At 62.7% G+C, this 26,723-nt stretch carries 21 protein-coding genes and 1 pseudogene; 14 read left to right on the top strand and 8 right to left on the bottom strand.

Annotated elements, in window-relative coordinates; genetic code table 11:
- Window positions 1-42 precede the first annotated feature (42 nt).
- From HMPREF2919_RS01850 to HMPREF2919_RS01865, 4 genes are read right to left on the bottom strand one after another with little or no spacing between them, the layout of a single operon-like run.
- Entirely contained in the window at window positions 43-1,911 is a 1,869-nt protein-coding gene (locus HMPREF2919_RS01850; RefSeq protein ID WP_070665982.1) for an ABC transporter ATP-binding protein, read from the bottom strand.
- Window positions 1,911-3,965 carry an ABC transporter ATP-binding protein gene (locus tag HMPREF2919_RS01855; protein WP_070665985.1) on the bottom strand — a complete coding sequence of 685 codons (2,055 nt, stop codon included), beginning with the start codon at window positions 3,963-3,965 and terminating at the stop codon, window positions 1,911-1,913. The genes HMPREF2919_RS01850 and HMPREF2919_RS01855 overlap by 1 nt, the downstream gene beginning before the upstream one ends.
- A complete protein-coding gene (locus HMPREF2919_RS01860) occupies window positions 3,958-4,977 on the bottom strand; it encodes a metallophosphoesterase (RefSeq protein WP_070634916.1) in 1,020 nt (339 codons plus the stop codon). Before HMPREF2919_RS01860 ends, HMPREF2919_RS01855 begins: the two co-directional genes overlap by 8 nt.
- 40 nt (window positions 4,978-5,017) lie before the next feature.
- Window positions 5,018-7,162, bottom strand: a complete 2,145-nt coding sequence (locus HMPREF2919_RS01865) for a transglycosylase domain-containing protein (RefSeq protein WP_070593809.1) — start codon at window positions 7,160-7,162, stop codon at window positions 5,018-5,020.
- A 166-nt stretch (window positions 7,163-7,328) separates the two neighbouring features.
- On the opposite strand from HMPREF2919_RS01865, the gene HMPREF2919_RS01870 reads away from it, so the two are divergent.
- The 3 genes from HMPREF2919_RS01870 to HMPREF2919_RS01880 all read left to right on the top strand — a co-directional run bounded on the left by HMPREF2919_RS01870 (window position 7,329) and on the right by HMPREF2919_RS01880 (window position 9,362).
- Entirely contained in the window at window positions 7,329-7,532 is a 204-nt protein-coding gene (locus tag HMPREF2919_RS01870) for a DUF4177 domain-containing protein (RefSeq protein ID WP_005504647.1), read from the top strand.
- A 185-nt stretch (window positions 7,533-7,717) separates the two neighbouring features.
- Entirely contained in the window at window positions 7,718-8,200 is a 483-nt protein-coding gene (locus HMPREF2919_RS01875) for a RidA family protein (protein ID WP_049349843.1), read from the top strand.
- Window positions 8,193-9,362 carry an NUDIX hydrolase gene (locus HMPREF2919_RS01880; RefSeq protein WP_049349846.1) on the top strand — a complete coding sequence of 390 codons (1,170 nt, stop codon included), beginning with the start codon at window positions 8,193-8,195 and terminating at the stop codon, window positions 9,360-9,362. Before HMPREF2919_RS01875 ends, HMPREF2919_RS01880 begins: the two co-directional genes overlap by 8 nt.
- A 146-nt stretch (window positions 9,363-9,508) precedes the next feature.
- Here the strand turns inward: HMPREF2919_RS01880 and HMPREF2919_RS01885 are convergent, their stop codons facing one another.
- Window positions 9,509-10,186 (bottom strand): Crp/Fnr family transcriptional regulator, encoded by a 678-nt coding sequence (locus HMPREF2919_RS01885; RefSeq protein ID WP_012902921.1) that lies wholly within the window; start codon window positions 10,184-10,186, stop codon window positions 9,509-9,511.
- Between the two features lie 481 nt (window positions 10,187-10,667).
- Between HMPREF2919_RS01885 and HMPREF2919_RS01890 the strand changes: the two genes are divergently transcribed.
- On the top strand, window positions 10,668-11,846 hold the full coding sequence (locus HMPREF2919_RS01890; RefSeq protein ID WP_070593807.1) for a MarP family serine protease: 1,179 nt from the start codon (window positions 10,668-10,670) through the stop codon (window positions 11,844-11,846).
- Window positions 11,847-11,926: 80 nt separating this feature from the next.
- Here HMPREF2919_RS01890 and aroQ read toward each other — a convergent pair whose 3' ends face one another.
- On the bottom strand, window positions 11,927-12,367 hold the full coding sequence (aroQ, locus tag HMPREF2919_RS01895; protein ID WP_005504658.1) for a type II 3-dehydroquinate dehydratase: 441 nt from the start codon (window positions 12,365-12,367) through the stop codon (window positions 11,927-11,929).
- 186 nt (window positions 12,368-12,553) lie between these two features.
- Between aroQ and nth the strand changes: the two genes are divergently transcribed.
- Window positions 12,554-13,465, top strand: a complete 912-nt coding sequence (gene nth, locus HMPREF2919_RS01900; RefSeq protein ID WP_070593806.1) for an endonuclease III — start codon at window positions 12,554-12,556, stop codon at window positions 13,463-13,465.
- A 50-nt stretch (window positions 13,466-13,515) separates the two neighbouring features.
- On the top strand, window positions 13,516-14,280 hold the full coding sequence (locus tag HMPREF2919_RS01905; protein ID WP_070593804.1) for an NUDIX hydrolase: 765 nt from the start codon (window positions 13,516-13,518) through the stop codon (window positions 14,278-14,280).
- Between the two features lie 138 nt (window positions 14,281-14,418).
- Here HMPREF2919_RS01905 and HMPREF2919_RS01910 read toward each other — a convergent pair whose 3' ends face one another.
- Window positions 14,419-16,425 (bottom strand): bifunctional 3'-5' exonuclease/DNA polymerase, encoded by a 2,007-nt coding sequence (locus HMPREF2919_RS01910; protein WP_070593803.1) that lies wholly within the window; start codon window positions 16,423-16,425, stop codon window positions 14,419-14,421.
- Window positions 16,426-16,674: 249 nt separating this feature from the next.
- On the opposite strand from HMPREF2919_RS01910, the gene HMPREF2919_RS01915 reads away from it, so the two are divergent.
- The 5 genes and pseudogenes from HMPREF2919_RS01915 to HMPREF2919_RS09255 all read left to right on the top strand — a co-directional run.
- Window positions 16,675-18,291 carry a TadA family conjugal transfer-associated ATPase gene (locus HMPREF2919_RS01915; protein WP_070593830.1) on the top strand — a complete coding sequence of 539 codons (1,617 nt, stop codon included), beginning with the start codon at window positions 16,675-16,677 and terminating at the stop codon, window positions 18,289-18,291.
- 40 nt (window positions 18,292-18,331) lie between these two features.
- Window positions 18,332-19,561, top strand: coding sequence for a type II secretion system F family protein (locus HMPREF2919_RS01920; protein ID WP_070593801.1), 1,230 nt, complete (start codon window positions 18,332-18,334; stop codon window positions 19,559-19,561).
- A gap of 129 nt (window positions 19,562-19,690) precedes the next feature.
- Window positions 19,691-20,344 (top strand): DUF4244 domain-containing protein, encoded by a 654-nt coding sequence (locus HMPREF2919_RS01925; RefSeq protein WP_070593799.1) that lies wholly within the window; start codon window positions 19,691-19,693, stop codon window positions 20,342-20,344.
- A 156-nt stretch (window positions 20,345-20,500) separates the two neighbouring features.
- Window positions 20,501-20,974, top strand: coding sequence for a TadE family type IV pilus minor pilin (locus tag HMPREF2919_RS01930; RefSeq protein WP_246823511.1), 474 nt, complete (start codon window positions 20,501-20,503; stop codon window positions 20,972-20,974).
- Window positions 20,961-21,287 (top strand): annotated as a pseudogene (locus tag HMPREF2919_RS09255) (Rv3654c family TadE-like protein); the annotation flags it as partial. The gene HMPREF2919_RS01930 and the pseudogene HMPREF2919_RS09255, both read left to right, overlap by 14 nt.
- Window positions 21,288-21,607: 320 nt before the next feature.
- On the opposite strand, the gene HMPREF2919_RS01935 reads toward HMPREF2919_RS09255, so the two are convergent.
- Window positions 21,608-24,403, bottom strand: coding sequence for a DEAD/DEAH box helicase (locus HMPREF2919_RS01935; protein ID WP_070665988.1), 2,796 nt, complete (start codon window positions 24,401-24,403; stop codon window positions 21,608-21,610).
- Between the two features lie 246 nt (window positions 24,404-24,649).
- On the opposite strand from HMPREF2919_RS01935, the gene HMPREF2919_RS01940 reads away from it, so the two are divergent.
- The 3 genes from HMPREF2919_RS01940 to HMPREF2919_RS01950 form a co-directional block, all read left to right on the top strand.
- The gene (locus HMPREF2919_RS01940; protein WP_070665991.1) at window positions 24,650-25,561 is read left to right on the top strand and encodes an oxygen-dependent tRNA uridine(34) hydroxylase TrhO; all 912 of its coding nucleotides are present in this window, start codon (window positions 24,650-24,652) and stop codon (window positions 25,559-25,561) included.
- On the top strand, window positions 25,561-26,058 hold the full coding sequence (locus HMPREF2919_RS01945) for a GyrI-like domain-containing protein (RefSeq protein ID WP_049357227.1): 498 nt from the start codon (window positions 25,561-25,563) through the stop codon (window positions 26,056-26,058). Before HMPREF2919_RS01940 ends, HMPREF2919_RS01945 begins: the two co-directional genes overlap by 1 nt.
- Before the next feature lie 313 nt (window positions 26,059-26,371).
- A partial coding sequence (locus HMPREF2919_RS01950) for an LLM class flavin-dependent oxidoreductase (protein WP_141754844.1) occupies window positions 26,372-26,723 on the top strand: 352 nt, incomplete at its 3' end.

A 26,723-nucleotide genomic window follows, 5' to 3' on the forward strand; every position in this document is an offset into this window, starting at 1 on the left:
CACAGCGGCACGCCACCGGTCGAGGAGTGGCAAATAAAGGTTCTAGGCTTCAGCCTCCTGAACCTGATTCAGCTCATCCCACGAGGCGTACATCGCCGCAAAACGACCGCCGGAGGCAATCAGTTGCTGCGGGGAGCCATCCTCCATTACGGAGCCCTCATGAATCACCAGCACACGATCAGCACCCAGAACCGTCGAGAGGCGATGCGCAATCACCAGCGCCGTACGCCCCGCCAACACGGTTCGTAGCGCCGCCTGCACCGCACGCTCACTCGGGATGTCCAGCGAAGCCGTCGCCTCATCCAGAATCAGCACCCGCGGATTCGCCAAGAACACGCGAGCAAAGGACACCAGCTGACGCTGACCCGCCGACAGGGTAATACCGCCGCGGCCCAGCTGCGACTCGTAGCCCTCACGCAGACGCTCAATGAACGCGTCAGCACCCACCGCCTTTGCGGCAACCTTCACCTGCTCATCGGACGCCTGCGGGTTACCCATGCGGATATTCTCCAGAATCGACGCGGAGAACAGGAACACCTCCTGGGTGAGCATGAGCACCTCACGGCGTAGCTGCACATCCGCCAGTTGGCGAACGTCCACGCCGTCAATACGCACCTGACCGGCTGAAACATCGTAGAAACGAGCTACCAGCTTAGCGATAGTCGACTTGCCAGCACCCGTAGCACCCACCAGCGCCACGGTCGTACCCGGCTCAATGCGCAGGGTCGTCTCCTTCAACGCGTGACGATCCGACGTGTACCCAAAGACCGCCGAATCCAGCTCCACCAAAGCGCCCTGAACCGAGCCGGACGCGCCCTCAGCAGCACTAGACTCAGCAGCAGACTCTACAGCGCGCTCATGCGGATGATCCGGCTCAGCAACCTCCGGCTCCTCAGCCAAGAACGACGACAGCTTCTCCAGCGCGGACATCGCCGACTGGAACATGTTGTAGAACTCGGACAGCTGCATGACCGGCTCAAACACGCGGTTCGCGTAAATCACCAGCGCCAGCAGGGTACCGATCTGCATGGTGCCGCCCAGCACCGCATAACCACCCAGCACTAGCGCACCGGCAATAAACACATTGCCCAAAAGCATCAGCACGGGTGAGTAGACGCCGAAAATCTTAATGGAATCCATCACCGCAAGGCGGTAACGCTCCGACGCCTGAGCGTACTCATAACGCATCTGCGCCTCCGCACCAAACGCCTTCACCGCACGGATACCCGTAAAAGTCTCCACAAAACGGCTCGTCAAATGCGCAGACTCGGTACGCATCGTACGGAAAACCGGCACCGCGGTCTTCTGGAACCAGCGCGTCAAGAAGTAAATCGGTACGCCCATGACCAGCATGAACAGACCAATACGCCAATCCAGAAGGAAAATAGCGACCGCAGAAATCACCATGGACAGCAAGGTAATCGCCAACTGGCTGATGCCGCTGTCCAAGAAGCTGCGGACCGTATCAATATCGCTGGTCAGACGCGAAATGACCTTGCCCGAGGTGTACCGCTCATGGAACGACACGCTCAGCGACTGCGCGTGGCGGAACACCCGCTTACGCAGGTACACCACCACGCCCAGCGACACACGCACCGTGTACGCCACGTTGACCCACGAAAAAATCGCGGTCACCGCGGTAGCCGCCACAAAAAATACCAGCAGGGTCAGCAGGGGAGAAACGTCACCCTGCTTGAGCGGCTCAATGGAACTATCCAGGACGCGGGCAATCAGAATCGGCGCAATCGCCGAGGAACCCGAGACCAAAAGCACCGAAATAATCGACAGAGCCAACGCCCCACGGTGCGGGCGCAACATCTGGCGCAGTAGAGCCATCGAGCGTTCACGGGTCTCCGCGCGCTCCTGCGGGCTCATCTGCTCCCGCGGCTCCGCCGGACGATGATGGGCCATTAGCCCTCCTCCATCGTCATCAGCTGACGGTACTGCTCCGAAGAGTCCATCAGCTCAGCGTGAGTGCCCTCAGCGACCACGGCACCATCAACCATCAGCAGCACGCGGTCAGCCAGAGCTACCGTGGAGGGGCGGTGCGCCGTCAACAGGGTAGTAGCGCCACCCAGGCCCTCCAGACCCTCACGCAGGCCGGTAATAATACGCTCCTCGGTGTTCACATCCAACGCCGAGAACGGGTCATCCAGCAGCAGCACGGAGGGGCGCTTCGCCAAAGCACGCGCCAACGACAGACGCTGACGCTGACCACCCGAAAGGCTCAGACCCTCCTCACCAATGACGGTATCCAGACCCTGCGGAAGCTCCGCCACGAAATCGCACGCAGCCAGCTGCAGTGCGGTCTGGAGGGTCGCCTCCAGCTCTTCTGCGGCGGGGTAGTCCTCATCCTCGGTGCCGCGCTCGTACTGCTCGGCAACGCCCATCAGCACGTTCTCGCGGACCGTGCCGGAGAAGAGCACCGCCTCCTCAAAGACGAACGCGGTCTGGGCGCGCACCTCCTCAATGGACATGTCGGCGGTATCTCGGGTGCCAAAACGCAGGGAACCGGAGGTCGGCTCGTAGAAACGCGGCACCAGCGACAGTACGGTCGACTTGCCGCTACCTGTTGCACCCACCAGCGCCAGAATCTCGCCCGGGAAGACCTTGAAGTTTACGTCCTTCAGCACGGACACCTCGGGTGCCTTCACCTCAGAGTTTGCCTCAACATCAGAGCCTGCGCCGGTAGCCTCTGCAGGAACAGTTGCCGGCGCCTCGACTGCGTCGTAGCTGAACTGAACGTGATCAAAAGTGACAGATACTGCGCCACCACTGGGGTACTGCATAGTTTCCTTCCCGGAGCCGCCCTCGGCAGACACTCCAGCTACTGTTGACGAATCAGAAGCACCCTGCGGATGCACGGGCTCAGACACAGCCCCGGAGCCACGAACCAGCGGCACGGCCTCAAAGCCGGGCTCGTCCATGACCTCGTTGTGGCGTTCGAGCGCCACCTTATAGCTCAAATAGGCAGACATCAGCGCGGTCGAGCGCGTCACGTGGCTGAGCACGGTCGTCTGCACCGCAAAGTAAGCGGTCATAGCGCCCAGACTCAAGGTGCCCGCCGCAACCTGCGAAGCGCCCACAGCCAGCGCCACCGCCGTAGAGACACCCACAATCAGGCCCTGGTACAGGGCAACACGAGCCACCAGCATCGACCTGCCGTACTCGCGCACCTGCAGGGCATCCACCGACTCGGAATATTCCTGAATCTGCTCGGGGGAGCGGCCCAACGCCTTAATCACGCGGATGCCGCGCACCGACTCCTCAATGCGGGTGGAGAGATCGCCCGTCATCTGCTGAATCTCATGTGAAGCGCGGTAGTACTTGCGGGTGAAGTTCACCAGTGACAGCACCAGAATAGGCACGGTCACCACGAACACTAGCGCGAGCGACGGCGAAGAACGCAGCATGAAGAAGCCACCGACCAGGAACATCACCGCAACAGTCAGCAGCTGCACAATACCGAAAGACAACCAACGGCGAATCGTACCCAAATCGCTCATGGAACGGGTCAGCAACTGACCGGACGGCCAACGGTCCAGCAGAGAAAGCGGGGCGCTGAGCAGGCGATCAAAGAAGTTCATGCGCATGGACAGCTCAATCGTGGAGGTCGGGTCCACAATCAGCCAGCGCCTCCAATACATGAAGGAGGCGTGCGCAATACCCAGCAGAAGCACCAGGCCTCCGGCAATCCAGATGGCGCTCTCGGTGGTGCTCTGCGAGAGATGATCCACAATAATCTGCAACATCTGCGGGATGGAAATCTCAAGGGCACCGGCACCGAACGCCACGAGCAGGCCCACGCCCCAGCGCACACGAATCGGACGCGCATACGCGGCGAGGGTGCGTGGGGCACGCTGACCGTGCGCGTAGTCGATCGGGTCGGGGGTCGGTTCGCTCGCCGTCTCCAAGAAGGGGTTGCGGCGGCGCTTAGTCGTGCGTGCTGTAGAAGCCTCAGACATTAGCGGCGGCACCTTTCGAAGCGTCGGCTTCACCCTTATCGCGAGCCGTGAGGGTCACCAGGATTGCCTCCGGCGGGCAGAACAGACGCACCGGCGCAAAACGAGAGGTGCCCAAGCCGGCAGAAACCTGAACCGGAATACCGGACTGCTCACTGACACCCTTCGCACGCGAAGGCGGCAAATCGCAATTGCTGACCAGAGCATGACCGCCGGGCAGGCAGACCTGACCGCCGTGCGTATGACCGGCAAAAATAGCCTGCGCACCGTCCTGCACGAAGCGGTGCAGGGTACGCATATAGGGGGCGTGCGCCACGCCGATACGGACGCTCGGCTCCTGCCCTTCGTCGAAGGCGCCGGGGGCGAATCCGGGGTGCTCATCGTAACGCAGGTGCGGGTCATCTACACCGGAGAACTCCAGGCGCAGACCCTTGAGATTCAGCGTATCGTAGCGGTTGACCAGGCCCGTCCAGCCGCGCGACTCGAAGGCGTCGTGCATCCGCTCAATGGGCAGTGCTACACGCGAGCCCTCCTCAATCATCTGCGGGGTGCGCGGCTGCCACAGGTAGCGTGCCGGGTTCTTGAAAACCGGCGCGAAATAGCAATTCGAGCCGGGCACAAATACGCCGGGGAAGTCCATGAGCGGGTCGAGTGCCTCCAGTAGCGGGCCCATACCGTCCACGTGGGAGAGGTTATCGCCCGTGTTCATCACCAAATCCGGCTCCAGGGTAGCCAGCGAGTGCATGAAGTCAATCTTCTTCTGCTGGCCCGGAATCATGTGCATATCCGAAATATGCAGAATCCTGAAGTCGGGGCTCCCGGCGGGCAGCACCGGCAGGGACTCGGTGCGGAGCTGAAAATTGTTCAGCTCAATAAAGTGCCCATACGCCGCCGTGGCGGCCCCCAAGGCTGCAGTGGCGGCTACCGCCCCCGCTACCTTCTTCAGGAGCGGGGAGGAGCCGCGTGCGCCGGGGACCGCCACGGGGACGCGGGCGTTGACTGCGTTTTCACACATTATCAATCGCCTTTCAGGCTTCAGCTGGTGAGCTGTGATTCTAGCTGTACGACAGAATCTTATCGCTGGGGGCGGTGAAGTCCTTCGTGTTGTACTTCGGTGCCATCGTCTTCATGAACGACTGCCACTGTGCACCCGCGTAGGTTGCACCATCGACGTACTCGAGGACTCGACCGTTAATGCCCACACCGTTCAGGGAGCGGAAGCCGAGGTTGTTAGAACCAACCCAAGACGCGGTGGACAGGCCACGAGTGTAGCCAACCTGCCAGGTCTGGGAGGAGTTATCGTTCGTACCGGTCTTCGCAGCCGAACCGTTCGGCAGACCAATACCGCGCTGAGAAGCGGAACCGCCAGGCTGGATAACACCCTTCAGAACCCAGCTGACACCGTTCGCGATGTCCGGATCCAGGACCTGCTCACACTGGTTCTGGTATTCCTTCATGGTTTCACCGTTGGTCTTGGTAATCTTCTCAATCGGGCGCGGGGTGCAGTACTTACCCTCGGAAGCGAAGATAGCGTACATGGATGCGCTGGTCAGCGGGGAGATACCGTACTTGGTACCACCAATGTTGGTACCCAGGTCGGGGATGCTGTGCAGCGGTTCGCCGGTACCGTCCAGGGCGTGCATCTTGATTGACAGGTCGTGCACATCGCACAGGTCAATCTGGGAGAGCATGCCGTACAGGTACGAGTTCAACGACTGGCGAATACCGTACGCAGCGGTACCGTAGGTCAGACCGCCGTTGACTGCGTTCTTATAGGACCAGCCGTTCGGCTGACCGGTGTAGTAGTACTTACCGCCGTCGTAGCACTTGGCGTTCCAGCCGAAGCTGGTGGGCCAGAACAGCTGGGTACCGTTCACGGTAGCGTTAGCGCCGCGGCCGCTGATGAGCCACTGAGCCAGAATAATCGGTTTGAACGTCGAACCGGGCTGGAAGCCGCGGGTACCACCGTAGGCGCTATCAACGTTGTAGTTGTACTCGGTCTTGGAGTGGTCGTTTGCGTCTGCGGGGCTACCGAGCTCGGTGTTCTGTGCCATCGCGATGACGCGGCCGGTGCCGGGCTCAACACTGGTCAGCGCGGAGTTCACGTCGTTCCAGTTGGTTGCTGCCGGCTGGGTGGAGTCCACAGCCTGCTTTGCCGCGGTCTGAGCCTCGGGGTTCAGGGTGGTGATCACCTTCAGGCCGCCACGCTTGATGGCGGTGTTACGCAGCTCAGCGGTTGCGCCGAGGGACTCATCCTGCAGCAGGTAGTTGACCACATAACGGCAGAAGAACGCCTTATCACCTGCCAGGGAGCAACCCTGGGACTTGGTGTGGACGTTGAGCTTAATGTCGCTGGCGATGGCGTCGCTGTATTCCTTGTCGGAAATCTTGCCGTCGCGGAGCATGGTGCCCAGAACGATGTCGCGGCGTTCACGGGCGAGTTCGGGGTTCACGGTCGGGTCGTACACGTTCGGTGCCTGCACCAGACCGGCAAGAAGGGCGGACTGTGCCACGTTCAGGTCCTTAGCGGAAATACCCCAGTAGTACTGTGCAGCAGCCTCAACACCGTAGTTCGAACCACCAAGGTTCACGATGTTCAGGTAGCCTTCAAGGATTTCGTCCTTGGACTTGTTCTGCTCCATAGAAATCGCAAGCTTCATCTCGCGAATCTTTGCGGCGTAGGTCTTGTTACCGTTCAGGGTTGCGGTAGCGTCCTCACCACGAGCCACAGCGGAGTCAACAATGAGGTTGTTAACGTACTGCTGGGTCAGGGTGGATGCACCCTGACGGCGGCCGCTGTTGGAGTTAATGATGTTGTTCAGGAACGCACGACCGATACCGATAGCGGAGACAGCACCGTGATTGTAGAAGTCACGGTCCTCCACCGAGACGATAGCGTTCTTCATGTGCTGAGAAATCTGATCCAGCTTGACCGGTTCACGGTTCTCTTCGAAGAAAGTCGCGATTTCGGTCTTGCCGTCAGCAGCGTAAATAGTAGAAGGACGGGAGGAAATGCCATCGGCAATGTCGTCAGGAAGGTCCTGGAACCATGACATCGACGCGTTCGTGACCATACCCAAGCTCACGGCAGGGGGTACGACAATAATTGCCGCAAGGAAACCGGCAATCACGCTGAACGCGAGGAACTGCAAAAAATCTCCCGGGCGGCGACGCGCACGGGTTTTCTTAGATGAAGCCATTCATTCAGTTTATCCCATGAAGCTGTGAGAGGAAGTCCGGTTCGGCACCCCACAGGGAGGTGGGCGCCTCAGCGCTGAGAATAAAGCCCCCAAAAGCGCCGGACATTGACCGAAACCATAGTGAATCCCTTTTACTTATTCGACCCTGAAAGCTAGTCTAGAGGGTATGAAGAAATGGGAATACGCAACTGTACCGCTGATGATCCACACGACCAAGGCAATCCTCGACAACTGGGGTGAAGACGGCTGGGAGCTCGTAACTGTTCTCCCCGGCGCATCCGCACCTGCTGGCGCAACCCCCGCGTCGAACATGGTCGCTCCGACTCAGGGCAACCCCATCGCCTACTTTAAGCGCGAGAAGGCTGACTAAGAGCAACGTACCCGGCGGTCACCTCGCTATCCCGGCCCTCCTATAACTAGGGGAGCGCGGGAATAGATGAGGAAGACCGCCGGTTAGCCATTTAACAGCTGCCTGAATATCAGTAGCGTTTAGATTTACAGCATTTCCCCTATCACCGTTTGGGTGCCAGCACCCGCCATCCTTCTGGAGTAATCATGACTGAATCCCGTATTGAAGCACGTATCCGCGAACTCGGTTACGAACTGCCCGTAGCACCCGCCCCCGTTGCAGCCTACGTTCCGGCTGTTACGTCCGGCTCCTACGTGTACACCTCCGGTCAGCTGCCCTTCGTTGAGGGTGCTCTGCCCGAAACCGGTAAGGTTTCCGACTCCGGCGCTGAAGGCTCCGTGACCCCCGAGAATGCGAAGAAGTACGCGGGTATCAGCCTGCTCAACGCCCTGGCAGCGGTCAAGTCCGTCATTGGCGACCTGGACCGCGTGCAGCGCGTCGTGAAGGTTGTCGGCTTCGTGGCATCCGAGGTGAACTTCACCGCTCAGCCCGCCGTCATTAACGGTGCCTCCGAACTGCTCGGCGAAATCTTCGGCGAGGCAGGCCAGCACGCCCGCTCCGCCGTCGGCGTTCCCGTTCTTCCCCTGGACTCGCCCGTAGAGGTCGAGATCATTGTTGAATATGTCTAATCTGTACACCGGCGCGCTGCCGCTGTCTGCTATTCGTGCTGCCCAGGCTCAGCGGGCGGCGCAGGACGCTCCCGATAAGACTGCATACACCGCATCCGCACAGGACAACGGCACCGCCCAAAACATCAAGACTCTACCCCAGCCGGTGCAGGAACGCCGCTTCGGCACTCCCACCCCGGCTGAGGGCGTGGAACGCCCCCGCGTGTTCACCGGCCGCCAGTCAGGCCCGCGCACCGCATCCATCCAGCGTCTCTACACGATTCCCGAGTTCATGCGCACCGCCGCCGAAAGCTGGCGCGAATGCGGCAACGAAGGCACGACCGGCTGCACGATGCGCCAGGCGGCATCCGTCATTTTTGTGCGCGACGGCGACAACGGCCTCGAAACGATTCTGACCTACCGTCCCGGCACCTCCCCGCTGGGCGTGGTGGCTTTCCCCGGCGGTACGGCTCTTCCCGGTGATGATGAGTCCGCCTCCTGGGTGGGTCCCGGCGCCGACTACTGGCAGGAACAATTCCACTTCTCCGATATTGCGCAGGCACGCCGCAGCGTCATGGCAGCCGTGCGTGAATCCTTTGAAGAGACCGGCATTCTGCTTGCAGGCGAGGACGAACAGGACGTCGTGGAACGCTCCAGCACCCCTGAGCTCATGGCGTGGCGTGAAGCGGTTGCCGAGCAGGACAAGAGCTTCTCGGACTTCTTGACCTCCAGCGGCTTGAGCGTGCGCGCCGACCTGCTGCGCCCGGTCGCGCGCTGGCAGTCCCCGGACTTCTTCCTCAAACGCTACGATATCGCCTACTTCACCACGGCGTTGCCCGTCGGTCAGGACCCGAAGCTACTGCTCGGTAAGGGCGTGTGGGGTGACTGGCTGAACGTGCGTGAACTGCTCGAAGCCAAGGACACCAGCGAACTGGGTGACCGCATCGGCCAGCCCAACACGGTGGGCCGTACCCTCGACCAGCTCATTACCCCCGGCGTGATGTGCATGCTCGAATCGCTGGCGAAGGCTCAGACCTCCGTCGCGTGGCTGTCGAAGCGCCGCAAGATTGAGGTGAAGAAGCCCGTGCTCGTCACCCACAACGGTGCGTGCATGCTCTCCTTCACCGAGGTGGTTCCGGCTACCACCGGTTCCATATACACCGGCGCGATGGGTGCGCTCTAAGAGGGTATTGCAGCCGTTCGCTCGTACGATGAAGCGTTAAAGAAATCAGGAGCCGTTTCCCCATGCAGAGGGAAACGGCTCCTGATCTATTTAAGCTGTGCGTCTTTCAGCGAGGGCGTCCTAGAATGCCCTAACTCAAAGAGACCTTAGCGGGAACGCTGGCGCAGGCGGGGCAGGTCCAGAATGACAACTGCGCGTGCCTCCAGACGGATCCAGCCGCGAGAAACGAACTCGGCAAGAGCCTTGTTCACGGTCTCGCGGGATGCGCCAACCAGCTGTGCCAGCTCTTCCTGAGTCAGCTCGTGAGCAACGAGCACGCCGTCGGTTGCGGGGCGGCCGAAGCGGTCAGCCAGGTCCAGCAGCGCCTTAGCGAGGCGGCCGGGAACGTCGGAGAAGACCAGGTCAGCCAGTGCCTCGTTAGCGTGGCGCAGGCGGCGAGCCAGAGTCTTAATAACCTGATCGGAGATAGTGGGATCGAGCTGCTGTGCACGCTTGAAGGACTCGTGCTTGATGGCAGCCAGGCGAGTCTCAGAGACAGCCACAGCGTTGGTCGAACGGGGCGAAGGATCGAAGAGAGCCATCTCGCCGAAGACGTCACCGGGACCCATGATTGCAACCATATTCTCGCGGCCGTCAGCGGCGGTGCGACCCAGCTTGACCTTACCGGAGAGTACAGCGAAGAGCTGGTCGTCCTGGTCACCCTCGTAGAAGAGGACGGCGTTGCGGGAGAGGTCAATCTCCTGAATGTCATCGGTCAGCAGAGCGAAAGCTGCGTCGTCGAGGTTAGCAAAGAGAGGGGTACGACGGAGGATCTCGAGATCCATAAAGTTCTCCTAGATATGAGGTGATGAGCCGAAACTCGTAAATGTTCAGTGAGTGAGCCCGAACCGGTGTCATGCGTCTCAACATCTGAAATGTGAGAAGGCTCAAGCTAGTGTGACATATTCAACTGATACGAGCGTACCCTAAAAAAGCGCTTTATGCATTCCGATACAGCGAGCTTTACACCAAAAGTTATTTCTTCCGAGAAAATTCAAAGCTTCCCCACAGGTTTACCACCTAATATCAGGCATTCAGGTGTGTACTTTTATCGGTACCAAGCACGCTGACACCCTCATGACAAACAGGCACCCGCCTCCACACGCGGTACGATGCGACGAGGCAGAAACCCGGTCTCAACAACCCCGGAACCGCCCGTCACGCCCGCCGCAGGGTACAGCGTGCCACCACACTCATCGGGCACAGCCCGCACCAATCACATGGGCACACCGTGACCACTTCTACCCACCAAGGAGGCAATTAGTCGTGACGACCGGCATCAACCTGCTTGATATTGCTATCCCCATCATCCTGCTGCTCTACTTCCTCGCCGGAGTCCGCAGCGGATTCTTCACCACCCTCGGAACCTTCCTCGGTCTGGGCCTGGGCGTCTGCGCCGCAGCCTGGCTCGTGCCCCTCGCCGTCGCCTCCGTGGGGTCGCAGTGGAGCCTCATTACCGCCGTCGGTGTGCTCATCATCTGCCTGACCATCGGACAGTGGCTCGGCCTCATTGCCGGACGCACCATTCGCCGCGTCACCGACATCACCCCGCTCAAGGGCATTGAGCGCTTCTTCGGCGGTGTGCTGAACCTTGCCGCCTGCGCCCTGGTCATGGTCGTGCTGACCATCTCCATGCGCACCGTACCCATCCCGCAGCTCAACACCGCGCTCAGCGAATCCAAGACTCTCTCCTGGATGGTCGCCTCCACCCCCGAGGTCGTCAAGGACCGCATCAACACGGTACGCAATGACGTGCTCGCCTTCGGAACCATTCCGGAAGTCAGCCAGCTCATCGCCCCCGAAACCAGCGCCCCCACCCAGACCGTAGAATCCGCGGCACTGGACCGGGCGGCTGCCTCCGTCGTTGAGATTCTGGGTGCCGCAGAGCAGTGCGGCTACACCTCCACCGGCTCCGGCTTCGTGGCGGACAACGGCCTGGTCGTCACCAACGCCCACGTGGTCGCCGGCGTGACCTCCCCGGTCGTGCAGGACTCCCGCGGCCGCACCTGGCCCGGCACCGTCGTCTACATGGATACCGAACAGGACCTCGCCTTCATCAGCGTGCCCAAGCTGCCGCTCGAACCGCTGACCATCGGCACCAACGCCACCGCAGGTAGCCTTGTAACCTTCATGGGCTACCCCAAGGGCGGCCCGTTCAAGGCACTGCCCGCCACCGTGCAGGGCATCGGCAACACCCAAACCATCGATGCCGACACCGGCCGCGCCAACGCCATGCGCCAGGTCTACCAACTGGCAGCCGACGTGCAGCACGGCAACTCCGGCGGCCCCGTCCTCGACGAAAACGGCAACGTGGTCGGCGTGATCTTCGGTAAGGCAACCACCGGCCAGACCGGCTACGCCATCACCGCAAGCACCCTCAAGCAGGCACTGGCTGAAGGTGGCGACAACACCGCCGCAGTCTCCACCGGCACCTGCCGCAAGTAGCTAACAAAAACATTCAGGCTCCCGAACCTCTAGCGAGGAACGGGAGCCTGAACTATTTAACGAAAGGAGGCGGCGCGCTGTTATTCCGCCAGATGCTGCGCCAGGAAATCAACCGCCATGACATAGCCGTACGCACCCGCACCGGCAATCACCGCGGTAGCCTGCGGCGACACAAACGAATGATGACGGAACTGCTCACGACGATGCACATTCGACAGATGCACCTCAACCACCGGAAGCTCAGCCGCCTCCAGTGCATCATGCAGCGCCACCGACGTGTGGGTGTACGCCGCCGGGTTGATAATAATCGCCGCGCCACGAGTACGAGCACGCTGAATCTCATCCACCAGCGCGCCCTCATGATTCGACTGCATAAACTCAACATCAAAACCATGATCCGCCGCGCGCTCACGCACCATACGCTCAATATCGTGCAGAGTGGTGTAGCCGTACACCTCGGGGCGGCGCTGCCCAAGCAGGTTCAAATTCGGTCCATTAAGCACAAAAATCGTATCTGACATAAAACCAGTGTGGCACAGCGAGCGCCCGCTGAGCGCTAGCCGACGCGAACTGCCCAGAAAATGATGCGGAGGAGGGGAGAGCGCAGGCGCGTGGCGGATGCGCATCCCCGCATACGGGGGGCGACGCGCGCCAAGTACGGTGAACCTCGCTACCGCCCACACACCTAAGCCCGGTACCCTCGCGCTATGACCGAGAACGCCACCCAGCCCGCAGCGGGCGCACAGAACACCGCGGCAGAGAACGCCGAATCGCTCCTACAGATCCGATTCGTTCCCGAATTCAAAGCCGCAGCCGCCGCACGCCGCCTCAACGCCCGCGCACCCGAAAGCCACCTCGCCACTGTGCGCCGCGCCCGAAAGATTAACCGCATCCTCGGCGAAACCTACCCCTACGCCGTCGCAGAACTCGACTTCGACAACCCCTTCGAGCTACTCATCGCCACCGTGCTCTCGGCACAAACCACCGACGTGCGCGTCAACTCCGTCACCGGTGCACTCTTCGCACGCTACCCGGACGCCGCCGCGCTCGCCTCCGCACGTACCGAAGAGGTCGAACCCTACATTCAGTCCCTCGGCTTCTACCGCGCCAAGGCACGCTCCATCGTCACCCTCTCCCAGCAGCTCGTCGAACGCCACAACGGGCAGGTCCCCTCAACCCTCGAAGAGCTCGTAGAACTCGCCGGAGTCGGCCGCAAAACCGCGAACGTGGTCCTCGGAAACGCCTTCGACGTGCCCGGACTGACCGTAGACACCCACTTCGGACGCCTCGCCCGCCGCATGGGATTCACCACTGCAGACGCCCCCGAGACGGTCGAAAAAGACGTTGCCGAACTCATCGAACGCAAAGACTGGACGCTCTTCTCACACCGCATGGTCTACCACGGCCGCCGCATCTGCCACGCCAAAAAGCCCGCCTGCGGCGTATGCCCCGTCGCCGACCTCTGCCCGTCCTACGGCGCCGGGGAGACGAACGAACAAGCAGCACGTAAACTCATGAAATACGAAATGGCACCCGGCCGAGAAGACCTGCACCTGCGATTCCTGCAGGGCGCAACCCGCCGCGAACTCATGGCAGAAGGCTACCCGCTCAGCGCCTAACGGCGACTGAGCCGAACCGGAATGTAGCCGCGCAGAAGAGAGGTACACAGATGAGCGAAAACACGTCCCAGCAGGAGGCGCAGCACCCCGCCCAGCAGGCACTGGCGGCTCTCGCAGAGGGCGGCGTGGAATTTGACGTCCAAGCCCTACTGCGCAGCGCACCCGCCAGCCCCCTCAGCAAAGAAGCCGCCGTGCTGATCCTCTTCGGAGTGCTCGACAACTCGCCCTCCACCGGCGAATTTGACGGCTGCCCCGAAAACGTCAGCGCCGACCTGGATGTACTGCTCCTCGTACGTGCCGCAACCCTGCGCTCACACGCCGGTCAGCCCGCCTTCCCCGGCGGCAAAATCGACCCCGAAGACTATGCACTCGCCGAAACCACCGGCGAACCCGTCGCCCACATCGCCGCCCTGCGCGAGGCGGTCGAAGAAACCGGGCTCGACCCCGCCGGCGTGCAGATCCTCGGCCAGCTGCACACCCTGCCGCTACCCATCAGCAACTTCATGGTCACCCCCGTCATCGGCTGGTGGAACAGCCCCGTGCCTGTCGAAGTCGTTGACCACAACGAGTCCGCGCTCATCGCCCGCGTGCCCGTGCGTGACCTGCTCAACCCCGCCAACCGGCACACCGCCTACGTCAAACGCGGCCGCACCTCACACCGCACTCCCGCCTTCGAGGTGCGCATGCCCGGCGGTGAAGAGTTCACCGTCTGGGGATTCACCGCGATTCTGCTGGACCGGATCTTCGACTCGCTCGGCTGGACCGTGCCCTGGGATACAAAAAAGATGCGCACGGCACCCGGCTACGAGGAGTAAAGCTCTTCGCAGAATAAACGCCTGACCAGCGGATATAGGGTGCAGATAGGGGCGGCAGGTAGCTTGAACGAAGCTACCCGCCGCCCCTATTTTTTGTTGCACGGTGCCGCCTATATGCCGCTGATTATTTACCGCTGGTTACTTACCGTCTGCGTAGTTGCGCACCCGCGCCACCGACACTGGAAAATCAACCGGCACCCGACCGAACAGCAGACGCGCCGCCTCCGCAGCGCCCTCACGCACAATACGCTCCACGCGATCCGCCTCCAGCTCGGGGCCGCACAGCAGAAGCTCATCGTGCAAAAAATACACAATGCGGGTGCGCATCGGCATACCAAAAATCCGCTCCGACAACAGACGAGAACGCACCGCGCCCATCCAACACAGAGCCCACTCAGCCGCCGTACCCTGCACAATAAAATTGCGGGTCATACGCCCGTGCGCACGCGCAGTCGACACCGCACGCGACTCAGCCGCCGGCGAAGACCGATCAGCCACAATCTCACGGAAACGCTCATCCACCGGCGGGGACGTACGACCCAAAAAAGTCGTCACCTGACCGCCCGCCTCACCAATACGAGCCGCACGCTCCGTAAAGTCCATCGCCTGCGGAAAAAGCGCCGCCACATGCGGCAACAGGGCGCCAATCTCACCGCTGCGGCCGCCATACATAATCGCCAGCATGCCCACCTTCGCGTGGGAACGCCCCGTCAAACCCACACCCTTCAGGCGCGCCAGCTCGGCAATACCCGCATACAGGTCAGCGCCACGACCCGCCGAAGCGAGCGCCTCATCACGGCTCAACGCCGCCAAAATACGTGGCTCAATCTGCGAGCCATCCGTCACCGTCAGCACCTGACCCTCCGGCGCCTGCACCGCCTGACGAATCTCCGCCGGAAGCTGCAACGCACCACCGCCGGAAGCGCCCCAGCGCCCGGTCGCGGCTCCACCCACCTCAAGATGCGGGCGGAACGCACCCTCAGAAACCCAAGTATCAGCCCACGTCCAGCCGTTAGCAGTCCAAATACGGTACAGCTTCTTATAACGCAGAATCGGGTCAATCAGCGCCCAACGCTTCTCCCTTTGAGCCGGAATCGCATCCGCCCAACTCTTCAACTCCCACGAACGCGTAGACTTCACCGAAACCCCCGCAGACTGCAGAGCACGCAAAAGATCCTGCGGCGAATCCGGGTTCAACGACGGCATAAACAGCATGCGCTGAATCTGCTCCGCCAACTCCTGCATCTTCTGCGGACGCTCCCCAGGCACCGGGCGCGGACCCAACAACTCGCACAGATGCTCATGATGCGCCTGCACATTAAACGGGATGCCGTAATAACCAATCTCAGCCGCCACCAACGTACCGGCAGACTCAGCCGCCGCCAAAAGACGCAACCGCTCCGGGTGCCTCGACTCGCTAATAGCGCGCGCCTGCGCCAACCACTCACGCATCAGCACACGCACCACCGGATGCTCCGGAAGCAGAGTCACCGGGCCTGCCGCCAACTGCGGGGCAAAAGGCTCGTGAGGTGCCGCCTCCAGGAAATCGGGGGAGGAATCTGCAGAGGAATCGGCGGGTGCGGCGGAAGAGGTGGCGGGGGCACTCAAAAAATCAGCGCCGAACAGCTCCTCCTGACCCTGAATCTGCCGCGCCACCGGCAGATACCCCTGAGGCTCCACCGCCTCACGCACATCAGAAAGATCCAGCACCGGGCTGTACTCCACAAAACCGCTCGGATGCGTAGCGGCAGTCGCCAAAATTCGCTGCACCAGACGCAAATCATGGCATAGATGCACCCGCACCCCGCGGCGCAGAAGCAACGAGTCAACGTGGCGGGTATCAGCCCAAATCCAGCGGGGGAAACGCGCCTGCGCCGAATCTGCCGCCTGCCGCTCTACCTCTCGCACATACGCCGGAAGATTCGCCGCACTCACCCGATCCGCACGCGTAATCCGCGGAATAAAGGTCGGGTCCTGCAACTGCTCAGCGGTCGGCGCCGAAAAATGAAAAGCACCCCATGAAGTTACCGGCTGAGCACCGCGCGGGGACGCACCCGCGGCAATAGCCGACGTGACCGGGTGCGCGGGGGTGCCGGTCTGGGCGGTAATACCCGCGCCGGTGGCAGGACTGAGCAGAACGTACATTCTTCCATTATCGGTGACCGGGTGCGAAGGCGCGTGGTTTGTGGTCGCGGGCGGGCGGTTTGCGGAAGAGGCAGGGGAGGGCTGAATGCGCCGCGGTTTGTCATAAAAGCGCCGGATGCGTGCGTTTTGTTCGTTTGAGGTGCGTGCATCGTGGATATTTCGGGGTGCGCGAGGAGTTATCCACAGAACGCTCATTCTCATAAAAATTCGGGGCGGGCGCAATGCTCTCCTAGAGCCATGAACCCCGTCATGAATCCCTCCAGCAATCCCGCCGGGCACCCTGCCAACAATCCCGGCAACCCCAACGGTTGCTCGCCGCGTGCCGCACAGGGCGCGAATCAGCCGGGCGCACAGAATATGGGTGTCCAGAACACCCGCGCGCACTCGCTACCCGCCCTGCTCATTCCCGAAGACTATCGCGCCCGCGCCGTCGCCCTGCACGCCCGCGAGCTGATTCTGCGTTCGCCGCAGATGAGCGCTATCGCCCTGGGTGGTTTTAGTGGCGGGTTCAGTGCCGGGTTCTGTGGCGGACCCAGTAACGGATTCAGCGCCGGGGCCGAGCGGGCAGGGGAGCGGCCGCCCGCAGAGGGCGTGGTTGCCGCGGGCAGTGCAAACGCTGCGAGTGCCGCGGGCGGTGGGCTACTCCAAGAATCCCAGCCCCTCCGCGAGATTCTCGAAAACGCCGTGGACGAGGCAATCTGCGCCATCGACGGCGGATGCCAGGGGAATGCTCGGGGGAACGCCTGGGGGAACACGAGTGCAGAAGTAACGGGCGCAGACGGAACTAATGTGACGAAGCCCCGAAAATTCCGTGTCAAAACTGCACCGCCCACCTCCTGGAGCTACCCCAGCGTGGAATACGTGCCCGTCAACCGGCAGACCGCGCTGCGCTACCTCGCCGCGGAACTCTACGGCCTCGGTGCCCTCGACCTGCTCCTCGACGAGGGGCAACGCGCCGGAACCATCACCGATATCTACGTGAACTCGCCCTGCGATATCTGGGTGGGCATCAACGGAACCGTCCGCCCCGTGGCGCTAAGCCTCGGCAATGAGCGGCGCGTGCGTGACCTCGCCGAGCGGCTCATCCGCAGGCACGGCGGACAGCTGGATGCCGCGCATCCGGCAGCTGACATTAGCGACGCGCAGGGTCGGCGTATCCACGCGATTATCCCTCCGCTGAGCGAACGTACCCGGCTCTCCGTGCGCCTACCCGCCCGCGAGCGCCCCACCCTGGCGCAGCTGCAGGCCGCCGGGCTGTGTGATGAGGCGACCGCCGCCTACCTGTGCCGCATGATTGCCGAACGCCGCGGATTCCTGATTAGCGGGGGCACCGGCACCGGCAAAACCACCCTGCTCAACGCACTGCTGGGGCTGTGTACGCCGCAGGAGCGCCTCATTTTGCTCGAAGACACCCCGGAACTTGCGCCGCAGCATGAGCAGGTTATTGCCCTCAAAACCCGTGCCGCCAACTCCGAAGGTGCCGGTGAAATCGGGTTGGGTGAGCTGATTGTGCAGGCGCTGCGTATGGGCCCGGATCGGCTCGTGGTCGGCGAGTGCCGCGGTGCGGAGGTGGTGCACCTGCTGACCGCCATGAATACCGGTCACCGTGGCGCCGGAACGACCCTGCACGCCAATAGTGCGCAGGCGGTGCCCCTGCGTTTGTGCGCCCTGGGTGCGCTCGCCGGACTGGATAGTAGAACGGTCGCTCTACATACGGCGACGGCTTTTGAACGCATTATCCATCTGGAACACCGGGACGGACGCCGCCGCATCGAGGGCGTCTACAGCCTGCACCCCGCAGTTGAGGGGAGCGAAGAGTATCTGCAGGTCAGGCGTATTTCTGTGGGCTCCGAAGTTGGGTACTAGCCCCCGTAAAGGGGAAACGGAAAACGTGAAAGGAGGAACCATGAAAAGGGAAGAAACGAGTCGAGGAAGCCTTCGCGAACGCTGGGCTGAGCACCTCGCCGGAGCAGCCAGCGCCGAGGAAATGCGCATGTGGCCGCTCATGCTACGCACCCTCGCCCTGAACCTGCGCGCCGGTATTCCCCTGCAGGAGGCGGTGCTCGCCAACCCGGGCTCCGGGCAGTCCGGCGAGAATCTGGAGTCGGGCACGGGGAAAACGCCCGCGAAGAAAACCGCCACGCGGAAAAGCACCCGACCCCGACGTACCAGGGGCTCCTCGCCCCTCTCCGAAGAGTACGGGCAGAAGCGGTGCGCCGAAGATATCCGTCGTTTCACGCAGGCGCTTGCCGCACTTGCCTCCTGGGGCGCACCCGCACACCTCGCCTGCGCCCAGCTACTCGAAAACAGCAGCCGGATGCGCCCGCACAGCCGCGACCGCCTGTACGACCTGCAGCTGAGCCTGCGTATGAGCGAGAGCGCCGGTGCGCCGCTCGCCACGAGCCTGGAACGCGCCGCAGAACACGCCGAAGAACGCATCGACGCGCTCCTGGGGCGGCAGAGCGCCCTTGCCGCGCCGCGTGCCACTGGCAGGATTCTCTCCTGGCTGCCGCTACTCGGCCTGGGGTTGGGTGTGCTCATGGGAAGTGACCCCGTGGGCGTGCTGACCGGCTCCATCCTCGGGGCGCTTACCGGTTTGTTCGGGCTGGGGCTCGCCTTCGCCGGGCGCCGCTGGACCGCCGCGCTCGTGCATCGGGCGGAGGTGGAGAGCACACGAGCTGGGCATACAGGAGGCGAGCAGGCCTTGAATGCACCGACTGTTGATACCGCCCTCGTACTGGAACTACTCGCCGCGCAGTTGAGAGCCGGGCTTGCACCGCTCGCCGCCTTGGGTACCCTCGCTGAGGCGCTCAACAGCCGACCCCTGTATACGGTCTGCCAGCGCCTACAGATGGGCAGTAGCTGGGGGAGCGCCTGGTCGGGCTCCGCGGCGGGAACCTTCGGTGAGCTTCGGGATGCGCTCGCTCCCGCCTACACGGGTGGCGCACCCAGCACTGCGCTGCTGCTCTCCCTTGCCGATGCGCACCGCCTCAGCGAGCGCCGCGCGGCAGAACGCGCCGCCGGAAAGCTCTCCGTAGCGCTCGTGGTACCCCTCGGGCTGTGCTCGCTGCCCGCCTTTATCTGCTTGGGTATTGTGCCCATCATCATTTCGCTACTACCCACGCTGACGGGCTAAAGAACCATGCGCATAAGCGCTGTTGACCAGCTGAAATGCCGAAAAGTTTAGACCCCCGCCCATCTGCAGCGAACGCGGATGAGCACCCACCCCGCCCCGCATGTTTAGGGCACAACGAAAGGAAAACCAATGACGAACACCCTCTGCGAAGCAATCCGCCACGACCTGCACACTGCCGATGTTCCGGTCGGCACTCCGGTCAACGCCCCGGCCGGTGCTCCGGGTGGCATTCCGAGCGAAATTCAGCCCGCCGCACCCGGCGCAGAAGCGCAGACCATTCTGGGCCCCGTGCCGCTGTCCGTTGCCATTGCAACCACCATGAAGCAGCTGCGCGAAGAATGCCCCGAGCTCTTCAACGATGCCGAGCTTTTGAGTGATGCTGAGCTGAACCACACCGGCCCCAGGATTGACCCTAACGAAATGGAGATTGATATGAACACGAACAGCCTGAGCCCCGAGCAGGCGCTGACCATTGCCCGTGCGCTCGCCGAGGGCTGCACCCTGGACGAATGCGGCGCCACCTGCCGCAGCCTGGGTGAGCACGCGCCCGGCTGCACCGAATATGTACCAGCTGAGAGCGACGATAAGGTACTCGAAGAGTACGCCCCGGCGGGGGACCCGGAGGAAGGCGCCTCCACCGCGGAGTACGGCATCGTGATGCTCGCGGCGGTCGGTTTCGCGGGCCTGCTGGTGCTGATTCTCAAGTCAGATGAGGTGCGTTCCATGCTCCTGGATATTGTGCGTAACGCCCTGTCCATTGCGGGCAATACGGGACTGCTCTAGAGGCCTTAGTCTAGAGGTATTGGAAAACCCGCCGTAGGGTTTTGTCCCTAGATGCTAGGTTCTTTGGAAAATCAAGCCAGAAGGGAGGAATAAAGAATGAACGCTCATGTGAATTTGGGTGCTTTGCGGCGCACTTGCTCCGCAGGGAAAACCAGTGTGGACCCGACACTCTCGACCCCGCACAAGAGCCCGGCAGAAGAGGGTGTGATCACCGCCGAATTTGCGGTCGCCCTACCCGCCGTGACGGTGGTGCTCGCCCTCTGCCTGGGTGCCGCCTCCACGGGGGTTGCGCAGCTGAAGGTGGAGGAGTCCGCGCGAACGGCTGCACGAGCCGCCGCCCGCGGAGACTCCGAGGCGCAGATTCGCTCCGCCGTCAGCCGCATCGACCCGGCGCAGAGCGTGCAGATTTCTGTTTCTCCTGATAGCGCAGTTGATGCAGGGGAGGGGCGCGCCCGGCAGGTGCACGTGCGGGTGAGCCGCCCCGCCCCCGGCGTGATTGGATCGGCGACCGGCTGGGTGCTGCGGGCGGACGCCCACGCCCGCGTTGAAGGCGGCGCTGGCAGTCAAGAAGACACTGGCACTCAGGAAAGCGCTGACAGCGAAGAAAGCACCGGCAATGAAGGCGAATAAAAACGCGGTTATTGCCAGCCCCGCGGACGAACACTCCGAAGAGGGTAGCGGCACCGTCCTCGCCCTCACCATTATTGCCGCGCTATTGGTGGTGACCGTGGTGATTGCCGGGCTCATTGGGGTGGTGTCCGCGAATCGCAGGGCGTCCGCCGCCGCAGATTTGAGTGCGCTCGCGGCGGCGGATGCCTACCGAGGGCTCACCGAGGGGGACCCGTGCGCGGTGGCGGCGGATCTTGCCGCCCGCCACGGTGCGCACCTGGAGTCCTGCACGTTTCCGGATCGTCCCGAAACGGTGGAGGTGACGGTCGCTGTCCCCGTCGCAGGGCCCATGGGTGTGCTGGGTCCGGCGAGGGTGCGTGCCCGCGCCGGGGCTGAGCACCCCGAGGAAGAGCGTCCCGAAGAAGAGCAGGCTGCGGCGGGGAGCGCGGAGGAGCTGAGCCCCGATGAGGTTGCCGAGCTGGAGGAAGAGCTGGGAGCCGAGTGGGACTCGGTGCCCGAATCTCCCGAGCCGGAAAAACCCACGGAGCCAGAAAAACCCAGCCGACTAGGCTATTCGCCTCGACTGGGAGTTATTGTCCCAGCCCGCACAGCCTATGTCCCTGCGCCACCGCCCCGCCCTACGCCCGCAGTACCCTACACCTCCGCCATGCTCCGCAGCATTGCCGTCAGGAGCGCCCGCGCGCCGTGCTTGCTGAGCGGCTCGTTGCGGTTGCCGCACTTGGGTGAGTGCACGCAGGAGGGGCAACCGTTGTCGCATCCGCAGCTTTCGATGGCTTCGAGGGTGGCGCTCAGCCACTGCTGAACCGCGTTGAAGCCGCGCTCGCTGATGCCCGCGCCGCCGGGTGCGGCGTCGTAGACGAAAATGGTGGGCCTGCCGGTGTCCACGTGAAGCAGTGTGGAGAGTCCGCCCAAGTCCCAGCGGTCGCTGGTGGCGATGAGCGGCAGCAGTCCGATGGCGGCGTGTTCGGCGGCGTGCAGGGTGCCGGGACCGTCCTCTTCGGTCACACCCGCGCCGAACAGGTAGCTGGGCTCGAAGGTGAACCAGACCGCCTCGGTCATGAGCACTTCGGGAGGCATGGGTTGCGCCTCTTCGCCCAGGTACTCGCCGCCGTAGACGGAGAATCGCCGGTAGCCGGTGACCTGGTCGGTGACCTGAACTTGCCCGCGGTGCATGGTGAGCGGGGCGAGCTGCTCGCCGGTTTCGGGTGCAGGGTCAGGAACAGTATTCGCAACGTCCTGTCCAGTAATTCCAGCTGGCACACCGTAACTAACTCGCGCCCGCTCTGCGAGAATACGCACCTCCGTGTTCTCAACGGCGCGCGTGTAGTAGTCCGGGTAGACGCGGCTGAGCAGAATCACGCGCTCGCCCTCGCTGAGGGATTCGACCACGTACTGCGCGCTCTGGTGAATGTAGATTGCGCCCGGGTGCCCCTGGCTCATGGCGTGCGCGGCGTCCATGGTGCCAACCAGGGTGCCGTCTTCGGCATCGATGAGCTGGTAGGGGCCGCCGCCGGTGCCGCGGATATCGACCAGGTCGGCGGCTGATTCGGCGTGCGTCCAGTACCAGCCGTCCGGGCGGCGACGCAGGTACCCCTGCTGCACCAGCCGATCCAGCAGAGCCGCGGTATGCGGACCGAAGAGACTCAGTTCTTCAGCGCGGATGGGTGCCTCCTGCGCTGCGGCGCACAGCTGCGGTGAGAGCACATACGGGTTCGTCGGGTCGAATACGGTTGCCTCAACCTCCTGCCCGAAAATCGCCTCCGGGTGGTGCACCAGGTAGGTGTCGAGTGGGTTGTCGTCGGCAATGAGCACTGCGAGCGCGTCCTGACCGCTTCGACCCGCCCGGCCCACGCGCTGCATGAAGGAGGCGCGGGTACCCGGCCAGCCCGCCACGAGTACGGCGTCCAGTCCGGAGATGTCAATGCCCAGCTCCAGTGCGGAGGTGCTCGCCAGGCCGAGCAGTTCGCCGTTGCGGAGTTTGCGTTCGAGTTCGCGGCGCTCTTCGGGGGTGTACCCGGCGCGGTATGCGGCGACGCGGTGGGCGAGGCCCGCCTCCACCTCGTCGAGGTAGCGTTGGGTCTTCTGCGAGAGGATTTCTACGCTGCGGCGCGAACCGGCGAAAACCAGGGAGCGGGTGCGGGAAAGCACCAGGTCGGTGAGCATTTGCGCGCCCTGCTCCACGGGGGAGACGCGGCGCGGCGCCTCCTGCTCAGCCTTCGACTGGACCGCCTGCTGCTGGGTGCTGCGGGTGCCCTTGGCGAGCTGATCGTGCGCCTTGGGCGGCATGAATTCGGGCTCCCAGAGTGCGACGGTGGTTTCACCGCGTGCGGAGGTGGACTCGGTAATGGCGGTGACCGCCTGCTGCGGCACGCCGATGAGCTTGGAGAAAGACTCGACCGGGTTGGAGCTGGTCGCGGAGGCGCCGTAGAACACGGGCACGGTGCGGTAGAGCGCGCAGACGCGGCGCAGGCGGCGCAGCAGGTTGGCGATGTGCGCGCCGAAAACGCCGCGGTAGCTGTGTGCCTCGTCGAGCACCACGTAGCGCAGCCCGCGCAGGAAGGATGACCACTGCCGGTGGTTGCTCAGGATTGAGTAGTTGAGCATGTCCGGGGTGGTGAGGATGAAGTTGGCGTGTTCGCGGATCCAGCGGCGTTCGCCGGTGGGGGTGTCGCCGTCGTAGCTTGCCGCGTGGAGTCCTGGCAGGTTGTAGGAGGTGAGGGCGGTGAGCTGGTCGGCGGAGAGTGCCTTCGCCGGTGAAATGTAGAGAACGTTCGCTCTATTATTGAGGTTTTCTGCTCCCGAATACGCGGAAGTTGAGCTCACTGGCTCGCCACACGATGCACGGTAGATTGCGTCCAGGGTGGGCATCAGGTAGCTCAGGGTCTTGCCTGAGGCGGTACCAGTCGCCACAATCACGTGCCCGCCGTTGCCGGTGCTCTTCGCGTCTTCGGCGTGTGCGGGAGTCGGCGCTTCAACGCGCCCAGGCTCAAGACGCTCAGCCTCAATCCGCCCCGCCTGCCAGCCGTAGCGCGCCGCACTCGCCGCCAGCGCCGCATCAAGACCCGCGTGGGCGGCGTCTGCCGCCTGCACCTGGTGGGCGTAGGGCTCGGCAATGCCGAGCGATTCGAAGGCCTCCACCACGCGCGGATGCAGCCATTGCGGCCAGGGCGCGTAGCTCGCCGCCCTAGCGGCAATGGTGTGAATATGGGTCACCTGCTCGGGCAGGGTTCCGGTGCGTTCTGCCTCCGGCAACAGGGATGCCAGCACCTGCTGTGCGCTCGCGGGAAGCTCGCGGTAGCGCAGCGTTTTTGGGCGCGCCGCAGACTGCCCCTGCGGCTGTTCGGGCTGGTGTACAGACTGATGCGTGGGCTGCTGTTCAGGGTGCTGGTTGGCGTTCTGCGAGGAGATGCTGTGCGGCATGGGTTCCATTGTAGAGCGGCGGGCTAAAACCCGACCTGCCACCGGTCACGCGCTACCCTGAACGCTGGCTCCGAGCCCGGCTCCGAACCCGCTCGGATCCTGCCCCGACCCAGAGCCTAGCCCCTAACCTAACCCCGCCCTAATCCTGTCCCAGAACCGCCCCCAGCACCGCTTCTGTGCCGCCGACCCCGTAGTCAGTGCACACATATCAAAAAATCTGCATGCGTTAGGCGCATATGACGATAAAATAGTTTCGTGGCTCAAAATAAGATTATTCTGTATTACCAGTTCGCCCCCATCGCCGACCCGCAGGCGGTCATGCTCTGGCAGCGTGCCCTCTGCGAGAAGCTCGGCCTGCGCGGGCGCATCCTCATTTCCAAGCACGGCATTAACGGCACCCTCGGCGGCGAGATTAACGCGGTCAAGGCGTACACCAAGGAAACCCGCAAGTACCCCGGCTTCAAGAACATGGAGTTCAAGTGGTCCGAGGGTGGCGCGGAGGACTTCCCCCGCCTGTCCGTGAAGGCTCGCGACGAGATTGTGGCTTTCGGTGCTCCCGACGAGCTGCAGGTGGACGAGAATGGCGTCGTTGGCGGCGGCGTACACCTGAAGCCCGAAGAGGTAAATAAGCTCGTCGAAGAACGCGGTGACGAGGTGGTCTTCTTTGATGGCCGTAACGCGTTCGAGGCGAAGATTGGCAAGTTCAAGAACGCTATCGTTCCCGACGTGCGCACCACCCATGACTTCATCCGCGAGATTGAATCCGGCAAGTACGATCACATTAAGGACAAGCCGGTCGTCACCTACTGCACCGGCGGTATCCGCTGCGAGATTCTCTCCGCGCTGATGAAGAACCGCGGCTTCAAGGAAATCTACCAGATCGACGGCGGCATCGTGCGTTACGGCGAGAAGTACGGCGACAAGGAACTCTGGGAAGGCTCGCTCTACGTCTTCGACAAGCGCATGCACATGGAGTTTACGCCGGACACCGTCACCATTGGCAAGTGCGAACAGTGCGGCGCGCCCTCGAACAAGTTCGAGAACTGCTCCAACGATTCTTGCCGCGAGCTGGTTCTGCTCTGCCCCGAGTGCGCAGCTGATGATGCGAAGCGCCACTGCGTGCCCGAGTGCTCGGTGGACCGCGAAGCAGCTAAGGCGAACGCCTAATGGCAGCCGCTAAGGGCGGTGCGGTTCAGATTTCTGAACCTCGCATTGAGGAGCACCCGGCGATGGTCGTTGCCGGCGTTTCGCAGGTGTTCCCCCTGGATGGCGATTTCTCCTCGCTGTGGGATGAGCTGAATCAGAAGGCGTCCCCGGCGATGCTGGATGTTCTGAAGGTGACCCAGTACCTGGGTGTGTGCACTCAGCCGAACCCGAAGGGTCAGGTCCGCTACACAGCGGGCTTCCTGGTGTCGGAGCCGGCGAGCGCGGCGAAGCTTGGTCTGGGCGTGCTTGAGTTGCCTGCGAGTACCTACGCGGTGGTTGAGGTGACCGGCCCGATTTCGGAGTCCATTCCGGCTGGCTTTGCGAGCTTTGAGGAGGCGTTCTTCGCGAAGAATCCGCAGTACCGCCCGGTGGGTGGCCTTGAGGTGTACGGTCGCGGCGATATGCAGGCGGCTGATTACCGTATGGAGCTGTGGGTTCCGCTGGCGAAGCGTTCCTAATGTAGGTTGTCTCGGTAACTTTGGTTGCTGAGTGGAGAGCCCGGTGGTGCGATGTGTTCGTTCCGCCGGGCTTTTTTGTGCCCTTTTCGGCTGTATTTTGCGCCAGCATTTTGTGGCGGTATGTGTGCCTCGTGCGGGTGAGGCGTGCGGGCGGGTGAGGCGTGCAGGTGGTGTGTGCAGCGAAAGTTGGGGAGGGATGCTCTGTGCGTAATACCCTGAAACAAAATACTTGACATGTAAAGTAATTGGGTTTAGATTTAAAACACTAGCCCGGCACTACAAGAGCCCGAGCGCAACCCGCAAAGGAAAAACCATGAGCACCAACCTGAACAGCACCCCGCAGCTTGACGAGTCTATCCGCATCAGCCACCTCGAGCCCATGCGCGGCGACGAGAAGAAGCTCGGCTTCCTCTCCTTCGGCCACTGGGCTGAGGTCCCCGGCTCCCGCGTACCCTCCGCCGCAGAATCTCTGCACCAGGCAATCGACCTTGCCGTAGGTGCCGAAGACATCGGACTGGACGGCGCGTTCTTCCGCGTGCACCACTTCGACCAGCAGCAGGCAACCCCCTACCCGCTGCTCTCCGCAATCGCCGCCAAGACCGAACGCATCGAGCTGGGTACCGGCGTGATTGACATGCGCTACGAAAACCCGCTCTACATGGCTG

The organism is Rothia sp. HMSC068E02 (assembly GCF_001813565.1).
Taxonomy (GTDB): domain Bacteria; phylum Actinomycetota; class Actinomycetes; order Actinomycetales; family Micrococcaceae; genus Rothia.

What these genes read in the sequence shown, in the direction of transcription:
- HMPREF2919_RS01905 (WP_070593804.1), top strand. Translation starts at nt 13,516, where the DNA reads ATGAGCGAAAACACGTCCCAGCAGGAGGCGCAGCACCCCGCCCAGCAG.
- HMPREF2919_RS01880 (WP_049349846.1), top strand. Translation starts at nt 8,193, where the DNA reads ATGTCTAATCTGTACACCGGCGCGCTGCCGCTGTCTGCTATTCGTGCT.
- aroQ (WP_005504658.1), bottom strand. Translation starts at nt 12,367, where the DNA reads ATGTCAGATACGATTTTTGTGCTTAATGGACCGAATTTGAACCTGCTT.
- HMPREF2919_RS01870 (WP_005504647.1), top strand. Translation starts at nt 7,329, where the DNA reads ATGAAGAAATGGGAATACGCAACTGTACCGCTGATGATCCACACGACC.
- HMPREF2919_RS01860 (WP_070634916.1), bottom strand. Translation starts at nt 4,977, where the DNA reads ATGTGTGAAAACGCAGTCAACGCCCGCGTCCCCGTGGCGGTCCCCGGC.
- HMPREF2919_RS01925 (WP_070593799.1), top strand. Translation starts at nt 19,691, where the DNA reads ATGACGAACACCCTCTGCGAAGCAATCCGCCACGACCTGCACACTGCC.
- HMPREF2919_RS01910 (WP_070593803.1), bottom strand. Translation starts at nt 16,425, where the DNA reads ATGTACGTTCTGCTCAGTCCTGCCACCGGCGCGGGTATTACCGCCCAG.
- HMPREF2919_RS01915 (WP_070593830.1), top strand. Translation starts at nt 16,675, where the DNA reads ATGAATCCCTCCAGCAATCCCGCCGGGCACCCTGCCAACAATCCCGGC.
- HMPREF2919_RS01885 (WP_012902921.1), bottom strand. Translation starts at nt 10,186, where the DNA reads ATGGATCTCGAGATCCTCCGTCGTACCCCTCTCTTTGCTAACCTCGAC.
- HMPREF2919_RS01920 (WP_070593801.1), top strand. Translation starts at nt 18,332, where the DNA reads ATGAAAAGGGAAGAAACGAGTCGAGGAAGCCTTCGCGAACGCTGGGCT.
- HMPREF2919_RS01875 (WP_049349843.1), top strand. Translation starts at nt 7,718, where the DNA reads ATGACTGAATCCCGTATTGAAGCACGTATCCGCGAACTCGGTTACGAA.
- HMPREF2919_RS01855 (WP_070665985.1), bottom strand. Translation starts at nt 3,965, where the DNA reads ATGTCTGAGGCTTCTACAGCACGCACGACTAAGCGCCGCCGCAACCCC.
- HMPREF2919_RS01865 (WP_070593809.1), bottom strand. Translation starts at nt 7,162, where the DNA reads ATGGCTTCATCTAAGAAAACCCGTGCGCGTCGCCGCCCGGGAGATTTT.
- HMPREF2919_RS01945 (WP_049357227.1), top strand. Translation starts at nt 25,561, where the DNA reads ATGGCAGCCGCTAAGGGCGGTGCGGTTCAGATTTCTGAACCTCGCATT.
- HMPREF2919_RS01935 (WP_070665988.1), bottom strand. Translation starts at nt 24,403, where the DNA reads ATGGAACCCATGCCGCACAGCATCTCCTCGCAGAACGCCAACCAGCAC.
- nth (WP_070593806.1), top strand. Translation starts at nt 12,554, where the DNA reads ATGACCGAGAACGCCACCCAGCCCGCAGCGGGCGCACAGAACACCGCG.
- HMPREF2919_RS01850 (WP_070665982.1), bottom strand. Translation starts at nt 1,911, where the DNA reads ATGGCCCATCATCGTCCGGCGGAGCCGCGGGAGCAGATGAGCCCGCAG.